Source organism: Ruminiclostridium josui JCM 17888, assembly GCF_000526495.1.
Lineage (GTDB): Bacteria > Bacillota > Clostridia > Acetivibrionales > DSM-1351 > Ruminiclostridium > Ruminiclostridium josui.
The window spans coordinates 3,051,341-3,073,026 of the sequence record NZ_JAGE01000001.1; the positions used below are offsets into that span (position 1 = coordinate 3,051,341).

Genomic DNA, 21,686 nt, shown 5'->3' on the forward strand with positions numbered 1-21,686 from the left:
ATCAATACAAAATCAAATTAAATAAAATAAATGTTTTTTGAAAGGAGTTATATTATGTCAGATATGTTTTGTTTTCAATGTGAACAAACAGCAGGAGGAAAAGGGTGCACAGGAGGTGCAGGTGTCTGTGGTAAAAAAGCAGATACATCAAATTATCAGGATTTGCTTACAGGTGCTATGATTGGACTTGCAAATACAGCACAAAATGCTAAACCAACCCATCGTACTCATAAAACAATTATTGAAGGTCTGTTTATAACAATAACAAATGTTAACTTTGACAATGCATCTATTCTTAGACATATTGATAAAGTTAATAGCGAGAAATTAAGCTTGGTAAATGGAGTTGCAGTACATAATAATTATGATATGGAAAAAGTATGGAATGCTCATGAAGACATTCGCTCATTGAAATCTCTTATTTTATTTGGAATCAGAGGAATGGCAGCTTATGCATACCATGCAATGATTCTCGGATATTCTGATGAAGATGTTAACACATTCTTCTACAAGGCACTAAGAGCCGTAGGAAGTGATATGTCTATTGATGAACTGCTGTCAATTGTTATGGAAACAGGGGAAGTTAATTTAAAGTGTATGGCTCTTCTTGATAAGGCAAATACAGAAACCTATGGAACTCCAGTTCCTACTTCCGTGCCAATGACAGTTGAAAAGGGTCCTTTTATTGTGATTTCAGGTCACGACCTTTACGATTTGTACCTTCTTCTGGAGCAGACAAAGGATAAGGGAATCAACATTTATACTCACGGTGAAATGCTTCCTGCCCATGCATACCCTAAACTTAAAGCATACCCTCATTTGAAAGGTAACTTTGGTACAGCTTGGCAGAATCAGCAGAAGGAATTTGATAATCTTCCGGCTCCTGTACTGTTTACAACAAACTGTCTTATGCCTGTAAAACCAAGCTACAGCGACAGAGTGTTTACAACTGAGGTAGTTGCATATCCCGAAATGGTTCATATAGGAGAAGAAAAGGACTTTACTCCTGTAATAAACAAAGCACTTGAACTTGGTGGATACAAGGAAGACACAAGGTTTACAGGTATTAACGGCGGTGATACATTAACAACCGGTTTTGCAAGGGGTACTGTTCTCTCGGTAGCAGATAAGGTAATTGATGCTGTTAAGGCAGGAGCAATAAAACACTTCTTCTTAGTAGGAGGATGTGATGGTGCGAAGGTAGGAAGAAACTACTACACAGAATTTGTTAAGAAAACACCAAAAGATACTGTAATATTGACACTTGCTTGTGGAAAGTTCCGCTTCAATGACCTCGATATCGGTGAAATAGGTGGACTTCCAAGAATTATGGATATGGGACAGTGTAATGATGCATACAGTGCAATACAGGTTGCTGCTGCTCTGGCTAACGCTTTTGAGTGTGATATAAATGAATTGCCTCTCTCACTGGTACTTTCGTGGTACGAACAGAAAGCCGTTTGCATACTACTGACTCTGCTTTCTCTTGGAATTAAGAATATTTACCTTGGGCCTACACTGCCTGCATTTATTTCACAAAATGTATTAAATATATTAGTAGAGAAATTCAACATCAGCCCGATTTCTACTCCTGATGAGGATTTGAAAAAGATTCTCGGATAAGCATAAAGTTAATATTCCCGGCCTTTTTATATGCATAGTGCTATGAGTAGGCTGGGATTCTCCCAATATATAAAATATACTTTGGTTCAATCATTTACGATTCAAAAAGTCATAGATGGTTGGACTTTTTTTTATTATATTATATAGATATTTTTTAACCTCACTTAAAGGCTGTTCTGAAATTCTCAGTTGTAGAATAATAATTGTGGTTAACATAAGTTTAATCATTTCGTTAATTTATGTAAGATTTGTACATACTAATTTTACATAGTAATTAAATATTAAAAGGATGTTGTTATGAAAAAATCAATTTTTATTTCTGAATTCAAAGAGTTTATATCTAGAGGAAATGTAGTGGATTTGGCTGTGGGTGTCATAATTGGTTCTGCATTTACAGCCATAGTTAATTCACTTGTAAATCAGATTATTATGCCTGTTATAGGATTTATAATAGGGGGCATAAACTTTTCTGATTTTAAATGGACATTAAAAGCGGCAAAGGGAGACATACCTGAAGTAGCAGTATATTTTGGCTCATTTATTCAACAAGTAGTTAATTTTCTTATAATTTCTTTTGTTGTATTTATGATGGTAAAGTTTATAAATATGCTGAAAAGAAAAAAGGTGGAGGAAACACAAGAAGTAAAAGAAGAGAAGCCGTCGCCAGAAGTACAGTTACTTACTGAAATCAGAGATTTGCTGAGAAAGTAAAATAAAAAAACCTCCATTCAAGTTTCATGAATGGAGGTTCTATTATTAGCCTATAAACTGCTGAGTCCAGTATAATCTTCCGCTAGAATTCTTTGCTACACCTACACCAATCTGTGTAAATGATGATTTAAGGATGTTTGCTCTGTGTCCAGGAGAGTTCATCCAACCATTCATTACCTGTTCAGGTGTGGTTTGTCCCATTGCAATGTTTTCACCTGCGGTTCTGTAGCTGATGCCATATTTTTTCATCATATCAAATGGTGAGCCATAAGTTGGTGAATTGTGATCGAAGTACCCCAATTTAGCCATATCCTGTGATTTAAGTGTTGCTGTTTTGTTAACCTGAGCATTCATTGTTAAAGGCTTTAAGCCGTTTTTAGCTCTTTCAGCGTTAACAAGTTCAACAACTCTCTTCTGGAAAGCAGCATAATCACCGCTTGCTGTTGAAGCTGCTGCAGGTGTTTGGGCAGCAGGCTTGGAAGCTGATGGCTTTGCTGGTGATGGTTTTGTTGTTGATGGTTTTGAAGCAGCAGGCTTAGCTGCTGATGACCCCGAATTCAATAATGAATTCAATGCAGACTGAATATTTGAATAACTATTATTTTTGGCAGTTGAGTTATTGCAATTATTTTTATATGCTATTTTTTGCAGCTTATCCATAATATCTGCTGATTGGATATTGTTATTGGTAGCTGTAGTTGGCTGATTATAAGAATTTTGTACTTTGTTTGCCGGAGCAGTTGTATCAACATTATTTTTTGTTGGGCAATTTGTTGATTTTGAAGTATTTGTGGCTGCACTGTTAACAGTCACTTTACTTGAGTCGGATACATTATTACTATTTTGTGCTGTAGCTTGTGATACTTTAGATATTATTGACTCTAGTATTTTTGATGGTGCATTTGTTGATTGGCTGATTTTTGCTGTATCTTGTGCTGCAATACTTTCAGCTTTTGTATTTCCGATTGCAAAACCGTTAAAAGCAAAGGCTGATGCTAAAATAGCACATGCAGCTACACTTGAAATTACTATAGATGATTTTTTATTCATATTTTACCTCCATTAGTTTCGATTAATTTTACGTTCGTTTCTTCTTCTTGCCCATAATCAGCGTTCTTGCGACGTTGCTTCTGCCAAAAGAATTATCAGCGTAATATTCATCAGCCTACCGGGGTATGGACATTATGTTAACACTCATAGTCAGATGTAACAACCCCCCAATTATTTACAGTGGGTATACAGATATCTGTTCAAGGATGTGGTTTTTGGTTGCAGGCCTTACAGGAAGTGGGATAGACAGGCCAAAACTTACTATAATAACTTTTGAAGGTTAGTTAATATTACTATTTTTTTAATGGAATTAGGTAAGATATTGTTTACTTTTAACAAATAAGGGTATTAATATATTAGAAAATATATGTTTGAAAGGTGAGAACCCATGGAGTTGTTGAATAATTTAAATAATTTAAATCATATATTACTGGCGCTGCTTGCTACATTATGTACATGGGCACTTACTGCATTGGGAGCTGCAATGGTTTTCTTTTTTAAGGAAATAAACCAACGCTTGCTTAATACAATGCTTGGTTTTGCAGCGGGGGTAATGATTGCGGCAAGCTTTTGGTCACTGCTTGCTCCTGCAATAGAAATGGCGGAAAATTCATCAAAAATACCTGCTTGGCTAGTTGCGGCATTAGGCTTTTTAGGTGGTGCGGTTTTTCTTTATCTGGCTGACAAGTTAATTCCTCATATGCATTTAAATTCTAAAGATGGTGAAAGCGAAGGCGTATCAACAAAGCTAAAACGTAGTATACTACTTGTGTTTTCAATAACTTTACATAATATACCAGAAGGACTTGCAGTGGGAGTTGCTTTTGGAGCTGCGGCAAATGGACTTAACGATATAACATTGTTATCTGCAATTGCAGTTGCACTGGGAATTGGAATTCAGAATTTCCCGGAGGGTGCCGCTGTATCAATTCCATTAAGGCGGGAGGGATTATCTCGTACAAAAAGCTTTCTGTACGGGCAAGCTTCCGGTATAGTTGAGCCCATTGCAGGTGTTTTGGGAGCAGCACTTGTAATGTATGTACAGCCTATCCTTCCGTATGCACTTGCTTTTGCCGCAGGAGCAATGATATTTGTTGTAGTGGAAGAACTTATTCCTGAAGCCCAAAGCGGAAGCCACAAAAGTACACATATGGCCACTGCAGGATGTATTATAGGTTTTACGGTAATGATGATTCTGGATGTTGCCCTTGGTTAATAAGAACCCCTTTTTAGGATATTTTTAGTAATTCCTGAAAAGGGGTTTTATATTCTTATAAAAGCTATATATCTAGGGGTTCTATTAATATAGGAAAGTTTTTTCGTTGCCCGTCCAGATACTCTTTTATTAAACTAGCATCTGTACTTGTAATATAGATTTCAGTCCAGGCACAATAGCTTACCTGTGCAGCAATACGTTGTGCAAAGTCAGTTAGGGTATGCTCACCGTTGGGACCGTCAGGATTATTTAAAACTATTTCATAATCTTCATAAGTTACTAATCCATCCCCATTAACATCACCGTATGTAATAACTTTAAATTTTCCAACAGGAAATTGGGATATGGAGCCGTCAAGATACGCAGTAACTAATGAATAATCCATTGAGTCAATATTGCCACTGCCATTTACATCGGCAGCCAGCTTTTGCGTATCAGTTAGGGCGGTATTTGGGTCAAGTAGGTACTCAAGTATCAAGCTCTTATCGGATGCAGACACTTCACCGTCCCTATTTACATCCCCAAAAATAATTCCCTTTGTATTGAGTGCTTTTGTTTCAACAACACCACCGTTTATATCTTTTACTCTTACCTTATATGAATGTTTGCCGATATTTGGCGGCAGTAAATAGCTCGTTGCAGTGCCGACACTGATAAACTCCCCATTATCTATACTTATTGCATATTCAGTTGCATCTTCATGAGGATCCCAAGAAAGCCTGATGTTTGTACCATCTGATGTTACCTTGAAATTCTGAGGGGGTGTTAGAAGTTTTACATTGACTGACATAGAGCTTGAACTGGGACCATTTACTGTAATGGTTACTATTCCATTTTCACCTGAAAAACTCTTACTGTTGGAAGGGGTGGTATTCGGTCCAAATGTGTTGTTTCCATTAGCTCCATTATGGTATAAGTACGGAAAGACAGGAAGTCCATCCGAAGATACATATGCAACACCTGCAGGTTCTACTTTGATTTTTGATAAATAACTTGGTGCTTCTTTCACATGCCAAACTGCAATACCACCTGGTGCATAAGTATCCAGACCGGAATCAAAGCCGGTTAATTGCCTGTTTTCTACAAGAAAATACTCTTTACGATTATCTTCACAAGGTATAGGGATTTTTAAAACATTGTACTGTCCGGGAGTTGTGGGGGCTGTTGTCGGCAAATACGTTAGTACTTAAAAAAGTAAGTGACAATATAAGTACTGTGATTAAAGCTGAAAGTTTTCTTAACATTTAATTAAAGCCTCCTTATAAATTAATAAATCAAATAATACCAAAAATAATTACCAAAAATCAATATATTTTACAAAAAAAGATTAAATTTGGATTAAAAATATACCGTGAATTAAGTAAATAATATATTGTATTATTGTGAAATATAGTATAAATTTAGGAAAAATGGTATAATTAGCAATACATTAAAATTACGGATGAACTATACATGTTCTTGGTATTCTGTTGTGTTAAAGTTCATCTAAAAAAAGAGAGGGGATAGGTAAAATGATTTTGAAAAACAGAAGAAAGAAAAGCCACTTAACGACATCAATTATACTGGTAATTGCAATATTGCTCAGTTATATGGGATTTTCAAGTAGTTTTGCGAATGTGAGCAATCCTATAGAATCAAAATATTATGGGGATTTAAATGGAGATGGCTTTATAGACTCGATTGACTTAGCACTAATTAAGTCGTATCTTTTAGGGAAAGATGTTATGATAAGCATGGAAGCTGCAGACATTAATATAGATAGTAATATAGATTCAATTGACCTTGCAAACTTAAAACTCATAATACTAGAAAATCGTACTCCTCAGCCTATAGAGGAAAAAAATACAATTTTGCTGCCTAGGGTAGGATTAAATGCTATGATTCAGACAACTGAAAAATACTATGATGAATGGAAGAAAACCTATATTGTAAAAAATCCATACACTCAGGATTTACAGTATTATGTGTGGTATAGTGGTCAGTCATACAATCCGAATAATCCTCCTCCAGGAGCAGGAGTGGCAGTTACTGTTTCAGAAGCTCAAGGATATGGAATGCTTATTACAGCTTTGATGGCAGACTATGATAACGGGGCAAAGGATATTTTTGACGGGCTTTATCGTTTTTATAAAGCACACCCAAGTTCTATTGGTCCCAATTTGATGGCATGGCAGCAGGCGGATAATGGTAAAAAGATTTTTGATTGTGAGAATGACGGATATAATGCCACTAATACCCCGGATTCTGCAACAGACGGAGATATAGATATTGCATATGCTCTTCTTCTTGCAGATGCAAAGTGGGGAAGTAGTGGCGAGATAAACTATAAAAAGGCCGCATTGGCAATTATTAATGATATTATGACATATGAGGTCAACAAGAAAGATTGGACATTACAGTTAGGCTCCTGGTGCAGTACTTGTGATTATAACGATGATTATTATACGGCAACAAGATGCTCTGATTTTATTATGCAACAGCTTAAAGTATTTGCTGAAGTGACAGGTAACAATAACTGGAATAAAGTAATAGATGCTTCATATTCTATTGCATTAAATATGGTGAAAGGTAATGGATATAACACTGGTTTGTTACCGGATTTTGTAATTAAGAAAAGCAATGGTACATATGCTCCAGCTTATGAATATTTCCTTGAGGGTGAAAATGATGACGATTATGCATATAATTCATGTCGTACACCTTGGAGATTTGCAACAGATTATATTATGACAGGGGACCAAAGGGCAAAGGAAATTCTTGATATGCAAAATAACTGGATTAAGAAGTCTACAGGAGGCAATCCCGACAAAATAATGGGAACCTATGACCTTAAAGGAAACCCTCTGGTTAATTATAATGATACATGTTTTACACTACCGTTCTTATTAGCGGCAATGTGTCAGGACAAATCGGTTGCAAATGCCCAAGAATGGGTTGACGCACTTTGGGCTGCTTCATCTGATACCGAAATCTATGATTATTATGGAGATAGTATAAAAATGCTGACTCTCATTACTGCAAGCGGAAAGTGGCTAAAGCCCTGATTGGTGATACTTGAGAAAATAAGGTAATATTTATTTACAATATACACATAAATGAACTATTATATAATAGAAGGTAAACATATATTAATTTGCAGGAGGATATAACATTGACAATAACTAAGAAGATTTTTGGAAAAATGCCGGATGGTACGCAAGTAGATATTTATACCTTGAAAAATTCAAACAATATGTCTGTAGATATATTAAACTACGGAGGAACTATTGTTTCTATTCTCATGCCGGATAAAGACGGGAAGATTGCCGATATTGCCTTGGGATTTGATGACATTAAGAGCTATATGGAAAATGATGCATATGTGGGAGCGTTAATTGGAAGACACGGAAATCGTATTGAGAATGCCGAATTCGAATTAAACGGAAAAGTATATAAACTTGTGAAGAATGATGGCAATAACCACCTTCATGGCGGTACAATAGGGTTTCATAATGTAGTATGGGATGCTGAAATACAAGAAGAAAACGGAGTTCAAAAGTTAGTTTTGACTCATACTAGTCCTGACGGTGAAGAAAATTACCCCGGAAATCTCAACGTAAAGGTAGAGTACTCACTTTCAGAAGATAATGAATTGAAAATAGACTACACTGCGGTTTCTGATAAGGACACGGTTGTAAACCTTACAAACCATGCATATTTTAACCTATCAGGACATGACTCCGGAGATGTTTTGAAACATCAGATTTATATTAATGCAGACAAATTTACCCCTGTAAATGATGAATGTATTCCTACAGGAGAAATTCGTGATGTTAAAGGTACTGTAATGGACTTTACTAAATTGAGCAGTTTTTCCCAAGGGATTTTCAGTGATGATGAGCAGATTGTATACGGTCAAGGTTATGACCATAACTGGGTGCTGAATACAAATGGAAATATAAATGAAGTTGCCTGTGAGCTGTATGACCCTGAAAGCGGCCGTGCAATGCAGGTATTCACAACAAAACCGGGCATGCAGTTCTACTCCGGAAACCACTTAAGTGAAAAAGTACATTTGATTGGGAAAAATAGCACTGTTTACAATAAGAGAGCAGGACTTTGTCTTGAAACACAGTTTTTCCCAAATGGAATGAAACATAAAAATTTTCCTTCACCAATTCTTAAAGCCAACGAAACATATCATTATGTAACAATATATAAGTTTTTAAATAAATAAAATCAAAAAAGCCCCTGAATAATCAGGGGCTTCATTTTACTTGTAATTATGAAAATTACCTTCTGTTAAATCCGCCATTAAAGCTTTTCTGTGATGCCTTCTTAGCTCTTCTGCAATCAGGACATCTAGCTGGTTCATTAGTAAATCCTTTTTCAGCATAGAATTGTTGTTCGCCAACCGTAAATGTAAAAGTTGCACCGCAATCTTTACAAGTAAGAGTCTTATCTTCCATGGGTATACCTCCTAAAAAATTTTATTGCTGAGCATATAAGAACTTAAACATTACGGAACAAAAAGAATGTTATGAATCAGTATAAGAAATTATAAGCTTTGCACTTTCATTATACACTTTGGTATAATAATAAGCAATAGAATTAATATAATTTATGTAAAAAAATTACATAAAAGAATCTAAATGGATTTTGGGACCACTAAGAAATACTTAATTTACAATATTTCCACAGTAATTAAGCTATTTTATAAAAAATATTTAAAATTAAATTTTTCCTATTGACAAAAGTAACATTGTACCGTAAAATATCAAATGTGTCTTGCGGGACATAATAATAAATGGTGGGTATAGCTCAGTTGGTTAGAGCGCCAGATTGTGGCTCTGGAGGCCGTGGATTCGAATTCCACTATTCACCCCATATTTAAAAAAGCCGATAAATTTATTTTATCGGCTTTTTTACTACTTGTCAGAGTTATTATTGTTATACTCAATCATTAAGTCGGGATTATGTTTTTTTCCCATCTTGTGTCTTGCTTTGCGATTTTCAACAGTATCAAATATTATTGAAAAATCGTAGTCAGGTGGATACAACTCACTGGCAGGCACGTGGAGCTTTATTCTTTTGTGAGGGATAAGCTTTTTTTGGCCTTTAATCTGAACACCTATTTTGCCATACTCATTGGCTTTTTGATAGACCAAACCCAATTCTTTCTGGGGGAAGACCATAACACTGTCTCCTATGTTAAATTTGTTGCTTCGGTTTTGAGGTACAGATTTTTTTGGAGTTTCCTTAATTAACACAGGAGAGCCTTGGCCTGACATAATTTCAGTTTGCTTTTCCTTTTCGATAGCCCTTAAGAAAGATTCATGACTTTCTCGGATATAAGTTTTGCCGATGCTGTACTCCTTATAGGCAGCCTCATAAGCAAGTCTGAGAAGATGGGCAGGAAAACCTAGCCTTTTTGCAATGTACAGGGCACAGCTTTCTCCGGCTTCACCAATTTCAAGTTTATATAATGGTTTTAGACTCTCTTTGTCAAAAGCCATTCTAGCATTAACAAGTCCGGGTGTATTTCTAGCATAGTCTTTTATTTCAGGGTAATGAGTAGTTGCCACAAAGAGGCAGCCTTTGTTTTTTAGTTCTTCCAGAATTGCTGTGGCTATACCCATTCCTTCTGCAGGGTCGGTTCCTGAGCCTACCTCATCCAAGAGGATAAGACTTTCTCTCGTAGATTGCTTTAGAATATCATTAATGGTTGTTATGTGTGCTGAAAACGTTGATAAATTTTCTGTAATGCTCTGACCATCGCCAATATCACACAAAATCACATTATGCATTGAAAATACACTTCCCGTTTCAGCAGGAACATGAAGTCCGCTTTGAGCCATAATTGAAAGCAATCCTACAGTTTTAAGGGCAACAGTTTTACCTCCTGTATTTGGGCCTGTTATAACAACTCCTCTGGTTTTATTACCGATTTCAAAGTCAAGAGGTACACATTCTGACTGATTGAGAAGAGGATGCCGTCCGGATTTAATAGAAATCCTGCGGTTTATATGGATTTCAGCTGCATTTGCCTTCATTTGAGCAGAAAGTTTGGCCTTGGCAAAATAAATATCTAAAGTTTCCATAATATCCACATTGGTTTTAATCACCGGTAATTGCTCATCTACTAATGAGGTCAGAGTATATAGGATTTTTCTTTCCTCATTCTCTTCTTCAACAGTAAGGTTTGATATATCATCCTGTAGTTTGCGAACAACAGAAGGCTCTATAAAACATGTTCCTCCTGTAGCCGAGGTTTCTATCAAAGAACCTGCTACCATGTTTTTATATTCTTTTCTAACTGGCAGCACAAAATGCCCATTCCTCATAGAAACAAAACTGTCTGCAAACCATTCCTTTTTACCTCTTAAAATACTTTCGAGTTTAGAGCGTATTTGCTGATGGGCATTATCCTTTTTCCTACGTATATCTTTCAGTTTTGGTGAAGCAGAATCATCAACGCGACCATTTCTTATTGAACCCTCAATTTCTTCACACAAGTCGTTAAGAGCATCTATTGAGTTTCCATAATAAGCAATATCATTCCCAAGGCTTTCTGCCCTTTTTAGATATGATTTCATGCGTCGGCAAGCCAGAAGAAACTGTGAGACTTCTTCAAATTGTTCAGGAACAAGCATCGCTCCTTTGGCACATAAATCAAGAATTTTATCAAGCTCGTTCATTGAAGAGAGAGGGGGAGTACCCAAGCTTTCAAGAAGCCTCTTTGAATCAGTGGTTTCCTTCATTCTTCTTTTACATTCACTTTCGCTCATATATGGTTCAAGCAGTGAAAGTTTATCTTTAGCTTTCTGGGAAACGGCATTTTCCACAAGCATTTCAATTATTTTGTTAAATTCAAGTGTTATAGCATATTTGTTCATAATTATCCTCCTGTTATTAGCAGGCAGATAGGTGTGTCCAATCTGCGTGAAAATTTATTTTAATTAATGGGACACGAGCCATATATATACGTTCACCAGAACAAATTAAAAAGCGTAACAGGAACAAACCCGTCACGCTTTGCTAAAATCATTTGAATACGGCTAATAACTATATATTAGTAAAAATGGTTTTGAAGCATATCTGTAATGTACTGAACGTACGAAGCAGGTGTCCTAAGATACCAAAATAAAGGTATCTGTAATAAAAAAGGTACACTAAATAAACAGGATTACGACCTGTTTAAGAAAAGAACCTTTTACAACTATTTAGTTGTTAATCACCTTTACAGATAATACTGACATCAAAACTTTCCTTCCATGTTAAAATTTACTTCATGATAGCATATGCCATTTAAAGTTGTCAAGGAACTAAAGAGTAATAATAAAAAACTCTTTTAACAATAAAGTTAAAAGAGTTTTGGTGACCCATCGGCGATTCGAACGCCGGACACCTTGATTAAAAGTCAAGTGCTCTGCCAACTGAGCTAATGGGTCAAATGGCTGGGATGGCTGGACTCGAACCAACGAAATGCCAGAGTCAAAGTCTGGTGCCTTACCGACTTGGCTACATCCCAACGTCAAGCGCAAAACCTATTATAAAGGGGTTTGCACTTTTTGTCAAGCATTATCAAAAAAAATATTTTTAATATTTTTTAACTTTAAAATCCTGTGTTGCTATATCAATAAGTTTAAGGTCTTTATTTCTCTCTTCTGCCATACGTATAGACCATTCATTCTCAAATAGAATTGAATTTCTTCCTTCTTTATCCTCAACAATAATTGATGTACTTGGCAAATTTAATTTTCTGGGATCAAGACCTTCATTTTCAATCCACCTTGCGTGTCTAAAAGGAAGATTCTGAACACGAAGGGAAACACCGTATTCATTTTTTAGTCTGTACTCAAGAACTTCAAACTGCAAGGCACCTACAACACCTATAATCAGAGCTTCAATACCTATGTCAATCTGTTTGAATACCTGTATGGCGCCTTCCTCAGATAATTGGTCAATTCCTTTAATAAATTGCTTTCTCTTCATTGTATCTGCAGGAGATACTCTTGCAAAAAATTCGGCAGGGAAGATAGGAATACCTTCAAACCTTACATTGCCATTTCCTTGATATAATGTATCACCCAGATTGAAAATGCCCGGATCAAACAAACCAATTATGTCACCTGGATATGCTTCTTCCACGATAGTTCTTTCCTGAGCCATAAACTGCTGCGGCTGTGAAAGACGTACATCTTTTCCTGTATTTACATGCTTTACGGTCATACCTTTTGTGAACTTTCCTGAGCATACCCGTAAAAAAGCAAGCCTGTCCCTGTGAGTGGGATTCATATTTGCTTGTATTTTAAATATAAAACCAGAGAACTTGTCGCTTTCAGGATCAATTTCACCATTGGAAGTTGCCTTGACTCCAGGTGAAGGCGCTAATTCCAAAAAGGATTCAAGGAATGGCTGAACACCGAAATTTGTCATGGCACTTCCGAAGAACATAGGAGTCAACTCTCCGCTGCGAATTTTTTTCTTGTCAAACTCGTCTCCGGCCAAATCCAAAAGCTCTATATCCTCACAAAGCTTCTCGTGGTAATGACTTCCAAGAAGGTCAGCAAATATCTTATCATCAACTTTACCGACTGTTGATGATACTTGGGTTTGTCCATGTGAACCGCCGTCAAAAAGCTCTATTTGCGAAAGCTTTCTGTTATATATACCTTTAAAATCACCTTCTGTACCTATAGGCCAGTTCATAGGATAGGAGCGGATTCCCAAAACCTGTTCGATTTCTTCCATAAGCTCAAAGGGGTCCTTGCTGGCACGGTCCATTTTATTTACAAATGTAAATATGGGAATACCCCTCATTTTGCAAACATGAAATAGTTTAATTGTTTGTGCTTCCACACCTTTGGCACCGTCAATAAGCATGACTGCACTATCAGCGGCAACAAGAGTTCGGTAAGTGTCCTCACTGAAATCCTGGTGACCAGGTGTATCCAATATATTGATACAATAGCCGTTATATTCAAACTGCATTACACTTGAAGTAACTGATATTCCTCTTTGCTTTTCAATCTCCATCCAGTCGGACACAGCGTATTTATTGGCTTTTCTTGCTTTAACAGAACCTGCAAGTCGTATAGCTCCTCCATAAAGTAGAAGTTTTTCGGTTAAAGTGGTTTTTCCTGCGTCAGGGTGAGAAATAATAGCAAAAGTTTTTCTGCGAGATACTTCTCTTTTTATTTCATCTTTTAAATCAGGCATCTTTTATAACCTCTCGAAATTCTATTAATAACCACGTTTCATTGTATATTATAGCCTTGTTACTGTCAAATAGTAATGAATATTAGAAAATTGTTTTACAATATCTAAATTTGTGTTAAAATTTACCAAAGACTTTCAAATGGTAGCTTAATTGTTGAAAGGGTATTTAAAAATTCTTATAAAATAGTATAATTAGGTAAACGTTATATAAAGTCATGTACAATAAAGGATTCGGAGGTTTTGAATGAGCAACGGTCAAATATTTATTACAATAAAGAATCAAAATTATGAATTGGAAGAAAGCATTACTTTACTGGAGTTAAGCAAACGTTTTAAAAAGGAATACGTATCCACAATTGTTGCGGCGAGAGTTAATAATGATATTAAGGAACTTAGCTTTAGAATAAAAGAAAACGCTGATATAAGTTTTATAGATTTAACCGATGAAGACGGAATGAGAATTTACAGGAGAAGTTTGTATTTTATATTTATCATGGCAGTTCATGATGTTTTTCCTGATAGAAAAGCAGTGATAAGCCATCCTATGAGCAATGGTGTTTACTGCGAAATAAACGGTAAGGATGAGCTCACTGAGGATGATATTGAGCTGGTCGAGAAAAGAATGAGAGAGATAGTATCTGAGAAAATACCCTTTGAAAAAAAGGAAATTTCAACAGAAAGTGCGAGAAAGCTGTATAAGGAAAATGGTAAACTAGATAAGTATGAAGTGCTGGAACACAGGCAGAAGCCATATGTTACTTTTTACAATTGCGGTGGCTATGAAGATTATTATTACGGGTACATGGTACCTGATACAGGATATATAAACTGTTTTGCACTAAAGTTTCATAAACCCGGCGTAGTTATCCAGTTTCCGACCAAGACAGACCCTTGCAAACTTCAGCCTTTTACTGAGCAGAAAAAGCTGTTTAATGTATTTATTGAATATAAAAAATGGGTGAGAATATTAGGTGTCGAGAACATTGGTTCACTTAATGAAATTGTAAGATCCGGTGAAATAGGTGATCTTATAAGAGTAAACGAAGCCCTGCATGAGAAGAAGATTGCGCAAATTGCAGATAAAATAACAAACAATGAAGAGGAAAAAAGAATCGTACTTATTTCAGGCCCATCGTCTTCAGGAAAAACAACATTTGCAAACAGGCTGGGTATACAGCTTAGGGTAAACGGTTTTGTACCAAGAACCATTTCCCTTGACAACTACTTTGTAAACAGGGACAAAACTCCTATAGATGAATATGGAGAATATGATTATGAGGCACTTGAAGCTATTGACATTGATTTGTTTAATGAGCATCTTTCCCAGTTGCTAAAAGGCAATGAAGTTGAAATACCGATTTATAATTTCGAGACAGGGTCCAGAGAGCCGGTAGGTAAAAGAATGGTTATGAAGGATAATAATATCCTTGTAATTGAAGGGATTCACGGTCTAAATGACAAACTTACCGAATTAGTGTCCAGTGAAGATAAATATAAAATCTATGTCAGTGCATTAACATCTATAAACATTGATGACCATAATAGAATACCGTCAACTGATACCAGAATCTTAAGGAGAATTGTAAGAGATAATCAATTTAGAGGGTGTTCTGCAATTAATACAATAAACAGGTGGCCTTCAGTACGGAGGGGTGAGGAGAAGAATATATTTCCTTTTCAGGAAAATGCAGACGTTATGTTTAATTCATCTCTTGTATATGAACTTTGTCTGCTAAAAGTATATGCAGAGCCTTTGCTCCTTAAACTTGGGCCTGATAATGAAAGATACTCAGAAGTGAAAAGGTTAATAGAGTTTTTGAGTTACTTCTTGCCAATAGATGAAAAAGATGTTCCCAATAATTCAATTGTAAAAGAGTTTATCGGTGGAAGTTGTTTCTTCTAAAAGCATTTAAAAGGCTGTTTCAAGGGTGTTCTGCCTTAAGGATGAGTGATTATCCTAAAAGTAGAGCAGCCGGAAACTATTTTGGGGATAATATTTGTAAAAAGTTTATAGAACCTATTGTTCCTACAAATTTACGGAGGAAGAACATATATGAATTATATTCAAAGCAGTCAGAACTCATCTATAAAGGAAATCAAGTCCCTGCATTTAAAAAAAAACAGGGATTCTCAGGGCTTATATTTTGTAGAGGGAATACGCTTTGTTAGTGATGCTATTGATAACGGACAGGTTATTTCAAAAATAATAATTTCTGATAAGCTAGAGGGCCTTAATGGTGGTAGTGAACTGATAGAAAAGGTTAAAAGTGTATGTAGCGACATAAGCCTTGTTCCTGAAAAATTGTTCAAAGAAGTCTCAGATACTCAGAACCCTCAAGGTATTCTTGCAGTTCTTAAAAAGAGTCATTTTGATTTTCAGAAGGTTATTGAGGAAGGCAGTTCGGTGGTAATATTGGATTGCCTCCAAGATCCCGGCAACGCAGGGACAATCATAAGAACTGCAGATGCCGCAGGAATTTCAGCAGTTCTTATGTCCAAGGGCTGTGTAGATCTTTATTCTCCCAAAGTTCTTAGATCTACAATGGGCTCTGTTTTTCATATTCCCATATTTGAAGGGTTGAATATTACAGAAACTATCCAAGTACTTAAACAAAAAGGTTACAAGGTAATAGCTTCTCATTTGTCAGGTAAAAACAATTATTTTCAAGAGGATATGACAGGCAGAAGTGCCATAGTTATAGGCAATGAGGCAAATGGTATTTCTGATGATACAGCTAATATGTCGGACAGTCTCGTGAGAATACCCATGCCAGGCAAGGCTGAATCATTGAACGCTTCCATTGCGGCCTCTATAATGATTTATGAAATTGTGAGACAGAAAGTTATATGATTTTAGTTATTAGTACTTGTAGAATTACCAAAATCCGTATATAATACTCTTAAATGGGAACGTTCCCATACTAATCGTTTCATGGAGGAATTATTGAACAATATTTTTGATATAGCGAGGATGGCAGGTGTATCAAAAACTACGGTTTCAAGGGTAATAAACAACCAGCCCGGTGTCAGGGAGGAAACCCGTATAAAGGTACAGGAAGCCATAAAAAAGCTAAATTACGTTCCGAATCATGTTGCCAGAAGTCTTGTTTCAAGAAAAACCGGGGTTATCGGAGTTGTCTTAAATGAATTTAATGCTTCTGTGTATCTCAAACTTGCAAATCATCTGGAAAAATACGCAGCTCAATATAATTACAATGTAGTTTTCTGCAGTTCAAACGACAATTACGATTCCAAATCCAGATATGTTCAGTATTTCACCGGAGGTGCTGCAGACGGGCTTATACTGTTTGGAAGTGACTCGAGAGACAGAGAGTTGGTTAAGCAAGTTCTTAAAACAGGCTTTCCATTAGTATTAATAGAGAATCACTTTAACAATATAAAGGTAAATAATATAATAATTGATAATTTTTCGGGAGCAGTAAATATTGTAAATTATTTGGTAGAGTTGGGTCATCGTAAAATTGCACACATTACCGGAAATAAAAATCACAAAGTTACGTTGGAAAGACTCAACGGTTATATAAAAGCCTTAGATAAAAACGGCATAGATTACAACAAGGAATACGTCATACATACAGATTCAGGTGAGCAAAGCGGATACAAATCTGCAGACAAATTGCTAAGATTAAAAGAGCCTCCCACTGCCATTTTTACTTTTAATGATATACAGGGATATGAGGTAATTCAAAGAGCATCCGAGTTGGGAATAAGTGTTCCTCAGGACTTATCAGTGGTTGGTTTTGATAATATTTACGATATACTAAAGTTTATACCGTCAAATATTCGGCTGACTTCTATGAAACAGCCCATGGACAAAGTGGCTGAGGCCGCAATACGTTTAATGATGACAAATATTGATAATATTAATGCACAACCTCAGATTATTTCATTTGAAACGGAAATATTTCATGGTACTTCTTGTTGTAAAATGAAATAGCTGAGGGAAACTTTATAAATTATTATTTTTTAGCATACAATGGGAACGTTCCCGTTGTATGCAAAGGAGGAAAATATGAGGTTTGGATATTTTGATCGACAGAACAGAGAGTATGTTGTTACAAGGCCTGATACGCCAACGCCATGGATTAATTACATAGGCAGCGGAAATTACGGGGGAATAGTTTCCAATACCGGAGGAGGGTACAGCTTCCATAAGGACCCTCAGAACCGCAGGGTAACACGATACAGATACAACAATATACCAATGGACAGACCCGGACGATACATTTATATAAGAAATAAAGATACCGGGGAGTACTGGAATCCTGGATACCAGCCTGTACAGAAAAAACTTGATAATTACAGCTGCCGTCACGGCTTGGGCTATACTGTTTTGACCGGAGAATATCAAGGGGTAATAGGAGAGGTTACATATTTTGTACCCGATGATAAGAACTTTGAATTATGGTTAGTCAAGGTATCTAATACTCGGAGCATAAAGCAGAATCTTCAGGTTTTTGCATACTCAGAATTCTGCTTCTGGGATGCAATCATGGATCAGCAAAATGTTGACTGGGTTCAACAGATTAATCAGGGCAGGTTCAATGATGGAATTATCACCTGGCATCCCCACCACATCAGTGACAACGCTGCTTTTTTTGCAACTGGTGAAAGGGTAAGCAGCTTTGATACCAATCTGGAAACTTTTATAGGAAAGTATAGATCCGAAAGTAATCCTATTGCAGTAGAACAGGGTGGCTGCAGCAATTCTATATCATACAGGACAAATGGAGTGGGGGCATTTTGCATCGATTGTGATCTTGGCCCTAATGAAGAGCGTGAATTAGTTTTTGTACTTGGGTTTGCAGAGGAAAGATCAGAAATAAAAAATGATATAAAGGAATATCTGCTGCCAGAAAATGCTAAGGCAGCTTTTGGCAGACTACAGAGTTCATGGGTTAATTATATATCCAAGCTCAGTGTTGAAACACCTGATGAGGATATGAATCTTTTCGTAAATATATGGAATCAGTATCAGTGTAAAACAACTTTTAACTGGTCAAGATTTGTTTCAATGTATCAACTTGGACTGGGAAGGGGTATGGGTATCAGAGATAGTGCTCAAGATACACTGGGGGTAATGCATACCATACCTGAGGAGGCAAAGGAACTTATAATAAAGCTTCTCAAATGTCAGTACACCGACGGAAGGGCATATCATTTGTTCTTTCCGCTTACAGGTGAAGGCGGACAGGGGGATGCTCCAGTCAAGAAATTCGACTGGTACTCTGATGACCATCTGTGGCTAATACTTGCTGTAAATGCATATATAAAGGAAACGGGAGATTTTGATTTCCTTAACATGGAAGTTCCATATAATGATAAAATTACTTCTCAGACAGTAATGGAGCATCTTGATAAAGCTTTGGAATTTACAAATAATAACCGTGGTCCTCATAATATTGCTTTGGCTGGCCGTGCTGATTGGAATGACACACTTAACCTTGATACAGGCAAGGGTGTTGCAGAAAGTGTATTTACGTCAATGCTTTATTGCAGAGCATTATTAGAAATGATTGAAATACTGGAATTCTTAAAAAAGACGGATATGATAGAAAAATACACCAACATGTATGAGGACATGAAGAAGGCAATAAATGATACTTGTTGGGATGGTGAATGGTACAAGAGGGCTTTTGATGATAACAGTCAGCCTCTTGGCTCAAAAGAAAATAAGTTCGGCAAAATATTCATTAACTCCCAGTCATGGGCAGTATTAAGTAAAGTAGCGGAAAACGGAAGAGAAGTGCAGTCACTGGAATCTGTTGAAAAGTATTTGAATTCCAAGTACGGGATTGTAACCATGTATCCTGCTTATACGGAGCATGATACCACAAAAGGCGGAGTAACCACATATCCTCCTGGAGCAAAAGAGAATGGAGGGATTTTCCTTCACACAAATCCTTGGGTAATGATTTCAGAGGTAATGCTTGGCAATGGAGACAAGGCTTATATGTATTACAATCAGATTTTGCCGGGCAAAAGAAATGATGACGCAGAGCTTTATGAGGTAGAGCCTTACGTTTATTGCCAGAATATTCTGGGAAAAGAACATCCACAGTTTGGAATAGGTAGAAATTCTTGGCTTTCAGGAACAGCTGCATGGAATATGGTGGCTTCCAGCCAATATATACTGGGAATAAGAGCAAACTATGATTCATTGACAGTTGACCCGTGCATTCCTTCAAGCTGGAAAGGTTTTAAAGCTACAAGAGTGTTCAGAGGTGCTACCTATAATATAGAGGTGCAAAATCCAAACAGAGTTTGTACAGGTGTAGCAAAAGTAATAGTAGACGGTGTTGAAACAGAAAAGATACCTGTGTTTGAGACCGGAACAGAGCACAATGTAGTGGTTGTAATGAAATAAGATAAGTAAAGGGTAGTTGTTGCAACACATAAAGTTTTTCTGTTTAACACTGGTACTCCCGTATAAAATTGTATCAATGATTGCTTCTTTAGATATTTGCAAGTGCTTATAGCGGCTCAGCTTAGGATATTTTACCGTCGCTCACATTCATCGTCCATGATTCATGGTTTCGCTAAAACCTACATCGTGATAGGTTTTCCGGTAAAATATCCTTGCTTCGCCTATAAACAACTGCAAATATCTTTAACCAAGCTTCCATTGATACAATTTATACTCCTGAGTACAGGTTAACATAAATTAAACTTAATATTGCAATAACTCCCTTTGCTAATTCCTTTCTTTTGAGCAAAATCCATAAATCAAAACCAATAATGAAATAATGAATTGAACTCCAAGAAAAAGTTTTATTATTGGATTTATATAGCATAACAACCCACTGAGGCCTTCACCGTATGTCGTGTGCATTATGTTTGAATCATGTAAAGTTATTAATGTCATCAATTCAAACATAGTTACAAACAACAGAGCGATTCCAAATTTAAGCATGGATAATCCCTTTTGGGATAAGCTGTTTACATATCTGGGAATATCAGCTCGTTCCACAAGGTCTATATGACAGTCACTGCACTTAGTATAACCTTTTTCATATTCTGCTTTACACAAAGGACAAATCATTATTGTAACCTCCTAAAGAGTTTATATTTCCATGGGAAGAAGAGTATTTTGTATTTATGTGTTATCAACATAAATAATTCTATTTAATGTATTCTTGTTTTCGTCAGAGTATCCGCTATCCATAAGAATATCAATACTTGTCTTGTAATCAATAAACCCTCTGGAAATAATAATGCCTTTTTGTATAAGAATATTCTCAACCTTTAATATATTTTTCCAGAACTGTTTTGATTCTGCCACATCTATTTCTTTGCCATTTTTAAACTTCAGAATATAGTGAAGGTGAACTTTTGAAATAGATTTTCTATTGTATGAACAGTAAACCGCGGCATTGCTTATATCCTTCCAGCTGTATGTTTGTGTTTTAAGGATAAAACCATTACTTGACTTTATTTCATTCTCATTTACCTTAGAATATGTAAAAAACATCTGGGTTGATATTACTAAGAAAATAACAGAAATAATCATAAAGACTTTCTTAATTCCCAATCGAGTTATGATTTTATATATTGTGGCAGGATAACAACCTGTTTCTTCACGAGAAATAATTAAAAAACATAAAACTAAACCATACAGGACAAAAACCCATTTCAGTAAACTTGAACGAACAAACAGTAAATCTCCAGTCAACATAAATGTTTTTTCTTGAATAAAATTATAGAGATTGTAAAGGATAGCTAAAATTATAGAAATCAGTGCACCTGTAAATATACATTTTAATCCAAAACTAACTTTTTCTGCAGTAACCATGAAAACCTCTTATGTTAATAATATTTCCCAATCATTATATATTCTGGAATAATTGTAGTCAAATATAAACAT

At 36.1% G+C, this 21,686-nt stretch carries 17 protein-coding genes and 3 tRNA genes; 11 read left to right on the forward strand and 9 right to left on the reverse strand.

The features are described 5' to 3' along the window. The first annotated feature begins 54 nt into the window (after positions 1-54). Together hcp and mscL are read left to right on the forward strand one after the other, a co-directional pair. Entirely contained in the window at positions 55-1,623 is a 1,569-nt protein-coding gene (hcp, locus tag K412_RS0113740; RefSeq protein WP_024833655.1) for a hydroxylamine reductase, read from the forward strand. A gap of 297 nt (positions 1,624-1,920) precedes the next feature. Further along, positions 1,921-2,334: a large-conductance mechanosensitive channel protein MscL gene (gene mscL, locus K412_RS0113745; protein WP_024833656.1), complete on the forward strand. Its 414-nt coding sequence runs from the start codon at positions 1,921-1,923 to the stop codon at positions 2,332-2,334. A 45-nt stretch (positions 2,335-2,379) separates the two neighbouring features. On the opposite strand, the gene K412_RS22930 is transcribed toward mscL, so the two are convergent. Next, positions 2,380-3,384 carry a CAP domain-containing protein gene (locus K412_RS22930; protein ID WP_024833657.1) on the reverse strand — a complete coding sequence of 335 codons (1,005 nt, stop codon included), beginning with the start codon at positions 3,382-3,384 and terminating at the stop codon, positions 2,380-2,382. Between the two features lie 134 nt (positions 3,385-3,518). Between K412_RS22930 and K412_RS22320 the strand changes: the two genes are divergently transcribed. Together K412_RS22320 and K412_RS0113760 are read left to right on the forward strand one after the other, a co-directional pair. Further along, a complete protein-coding gene (locus K412_RS22320) occupies positions 3,519-3,668 on the forward strand; it encodes a hypothetical protein (protein WP_157833829.1) in 150 nt (49 codons plus the stop codon). A 113-nt stretch (positions 3,669-3,781) separates the two neighbouring features. Continuing rightward, positions 3,782-4,600, forward strand: a complete 819-nt coding sequence (locus tag K412_RS0113760) for a ZIP family metal transporter (RefSeq protein ID WP_117385207.1) — start codon at positions 3,782-3,784, stop codon at positions 4,598-4,600. A gap of 64 nt (positions 4,601-4,664) precedes the next feature. On the opposite strand, the gene K412_RS0113765 is transcribed toward K412_RS0113760, so the two are convergent. Next, entirely contained in the window at positions 4,665-5,774 is a 1,110-nt protein-coding gene (locus K412_RS0113765) for a dockerin type I repeat-containing protein (RefSeq protein ID WP_024833659.1), read from the reverse strand. Positions 5,775-6,111: 337 nt separating this feature from the next. Between K412_RS0113765 and K412_RS20815 the strand changes: the two genes are divergently transcribed. Next, on the forward strand, positions 6,112-7,644 hold the full coding sequence (locus tag K412_RS20815) for a glycosyl hydrolase family 8 (protein WP_024833660.1): 1,533 nt from the start codon (positions 6,112-6,114) through the stop codon (positions 7,642-7,644). A gap of 107 nt (positions 7,645-7,751) precedes the next feature. Further along, entirely contained in the window at positions 7,752-8,816 is a 1,065-nt protein-coding gene (locus K412_RS0113775; protein WP_024833661.1) for an aldose epimerase family protein, read from the forward strand. A gap of 55 nt (positions 8,817-8,871) precedes the next feature. Here K412_RS0113775 and K412_RS0113780 read toward each other — a convergent pair whose 3' ends face one another. Continuing rightward, positions 8,872-9,048 (reverse strand): zinc-ribbon domain-containing protein, encoded by a 177-nt coding sequence (locus K412_RS0113780; RefSeq protein WP_004617411.1) that lies wholly within the window; start codon positions 9,046-9,048, stop codon positions 8,872-8,874. A gap of 341 nt (positions 9,049-9,389) precedes the next feature. On the opposite strand from K412_RS0113780, the gene K412_RS0113785 reads away from it, so the two are divergent. Then, positions 9,390-9,466, forward strand: a tRNA-His gene (locus K412_RS0113785). A gap of 41 nt (positions 9,467-9,507) precedes the next feature. Here K412_RS0113785 and K412_RS0113790 read toward each other — a convergent pair. From K412_RS0113790 to K412_RS0113805, 4 genes are all read right to left on the reverse strand, one after another. Continuing rightward, positions 9,508-11,475, reverse strand: a complete 1,968-nt coding sequence (locus tag K412_RS0113790; protein WP_024833662.1) for an endonuclease MutS2 — start codon at positions 11,473-11,475, stop codon at positions 9,508-9,510. A 479-nt stretch (positions 11,476-11,954) separates the two neighbouring features. Then, positions 11,955-12,030: transfer RNA gene (locus K412_RS0113795), tRNA-Lys, on the reverse strand. 3 nt (positions 12,031-12,033) lie between these two features. Further along, a tRNA-Gln gene (locus tag K412_RS0113800) sits at positions 12,034-12,110 on the reverse strand. Positions 12,111-12,178: 68 nt separating this feature from the next. Further along, the gene (locus tag K412_RS0113805) at positions 12,179-13,801 is read right to left on the reverse strand and encodes a peptide chain release factor 3 (protein WP_024833663.1); all 1,623 of its coding nucleotides are present in this window, start codon (positions 13,799-13,801) and stop codon (positions 12,179-12,181) included. 244 nt (positions 13,802-14,045) lie between these two features. On the opposite strand from K412_RS0113805, the gene K412_RS0113810 reads away from it, so the two are divergent. The 4 genes from K412_RS0113810 (at position 14,046) to K412_RS0113825 (ending at position 20,189) form a co-directional block, all read left to right on the forward strand. Further along, on the forward strand, positions 14,046-15,704 hold the full coding sequence (locus K412_RS0113810; protein ID WP_024833664.1) for a nucleoside kinase: 1,659 nt from the start codon (positions 14,046-14,048) through the stop codon (positions 15,702-15,704). A gap of 150 nt (positions 15,705-15,854) precedes the next feature. Continuing rightward, positions 15,855-16,652 carry a TrmH family RNA methyltransferase gene (locus K412_RS0113815; RefSeq protein WP_024833665.1) on the forward strand — a complete coding sequence of 266 codons (798 nt, stop codon included), beginning with the start codon at positions 15,855-15,857 and terminating at the stop codon, positions 16,650-16,652. Between the two features lie 93 nt (positions 16,653-16,745). Then, positions 16,746-17,759 carry a LacI family DNA-binding transcriptional regulator gene (locus K412_RS0113820; protein WP_024833666.1) on the forward strand — a complete coding sequence of 338 codons (1,014 nt, stop codon included), beginning with the start codon at positions 16,746-16,748 and terminating at the stop codon, positions 17,757-17,759. A gap of 75 nt (positions 17,760-17,834) precedes the next feature. Next, on the forward strand, positions 17,835-20,189 hold the full coding sequence (locus tag K412_RS0113825) for a glycoside hydrolase family 94 protein (protein WP_024833667.1): 2,355 nt from the start codon (positions 17,835-17,837) through the stop codon (positions 20,187-20,189). Positions 20,190-20,516: 327 nt separating this feature from the next. Here K412_RS0113825 and K412_RS0113830 read toward each other — a convergent pair whose 3' ends face one another. Then, complete coding sequence (locus tag K412_RS0113830) at positions 20,517-20,864, reverse strand: hypothetical protein (RefSeq protein ID WP_024833668.1); 348 nt, start codon at positions 20,862-20,864, stop codon at positions 20,517-20,519. 54 nt (positions 20,865-20,918) lie between these two features. Next, positions 20,919-21,614: a hypothetical protein gene (locus tag K412_RS0113835; protein ID WP_024833669.1), complete on the reverse strand. Its 696-nt coding sequence runs from the start codon at positions 21,612-21,614 to the stop codon at positions 20,919-20,921. Positions 21,615-21,686 lie beyond the last annotated feature (72 nt).

Coding starts and splice junctions, on each gene's coding strand:
- hcp (WP_024833655.1), top strand. CDS start 55: ATGTCAGATATGTTTTGTTTTCAATGTGAACAAACAGCAGGAGGAAAA.
- mscL (WP_024833656.1), top strand. CDS start 1,921: ATGAAAAAATCAATTTTTATTTCTGAATTCAAAGAGTTTATATCTAGA.
- K412_RS22930 (WP_024833657.1), bottom strand. CDS start 3,384: ATGAATAAAAAATCATCTATAGTAATTTCAAGTGTAGCTGCATGTGCT.
- K412_RS22320 (WP_157833829.1), top strand. CDS start 3,519: ATGTTAACACTCATAGTCAGATGTAACAACCCCCCAATTATTTACAGT.
- K412_RS20815 (WP_024833660.1), top strand. CDS start 6,112: ATGATTTTGAAAAACAGAAGAAAGAAAAGCCACTTAACGACATCAATT.
- K412_RS0113780 (WP_004617411.1), bottom strand. CDS start 9,048: ATGGAAGATAAGACTCTTACTTGTAAAGATTGCGGTGCAACTTTTACA.
- K412_RS0113790 (WP_024833662.1), bottom strand. CDS start 11,475: ATGAACAAATATGCTATAACACTTGAATTTAACAAAATAATTGAAATG.
- K412_RS0113805 (WP_024833663.1), bottom strand. CDS start 13,801: ATGCCTGATTTAAAAGATGAAATAAAAAGAGAAGTATCTCGCAGAAAA.
- K412_RS0113810 (WP_024833664.1), top strand. CDS start 14,046: ATGAGCAACGGTCAAATATTTATTACAATAAAGAATCAAAATTATGAA.
- K412_RS0113815 (WP_024833665.1), top strand. CDS start 15,855: ATGAATTATATTCAAAGCAGTCAGAACTCATCTATAAAGGAAATCAAG.
- K412_RS0113825 (WP_024833667.1), top strand. CDS start 17,835: ATGAGGTTTGGATATTTTGATCGACAGAACAGAGAGTATGTTGTTACA.
- K412_RS0113830 (WP_024833668.1), bottom strand. CDS start 20,864: ATGATTTGTCCTTTGTGTAAAGCAGAATATGAAAAAGGTTATACTAAG.
- K412_RS0113835 (WP_024833669.1), bottom strand. CDS start 21,614: ATGGTTACTGCAGAAAAAGTTAGTTTTGGATTAAAATGTATATTTACA.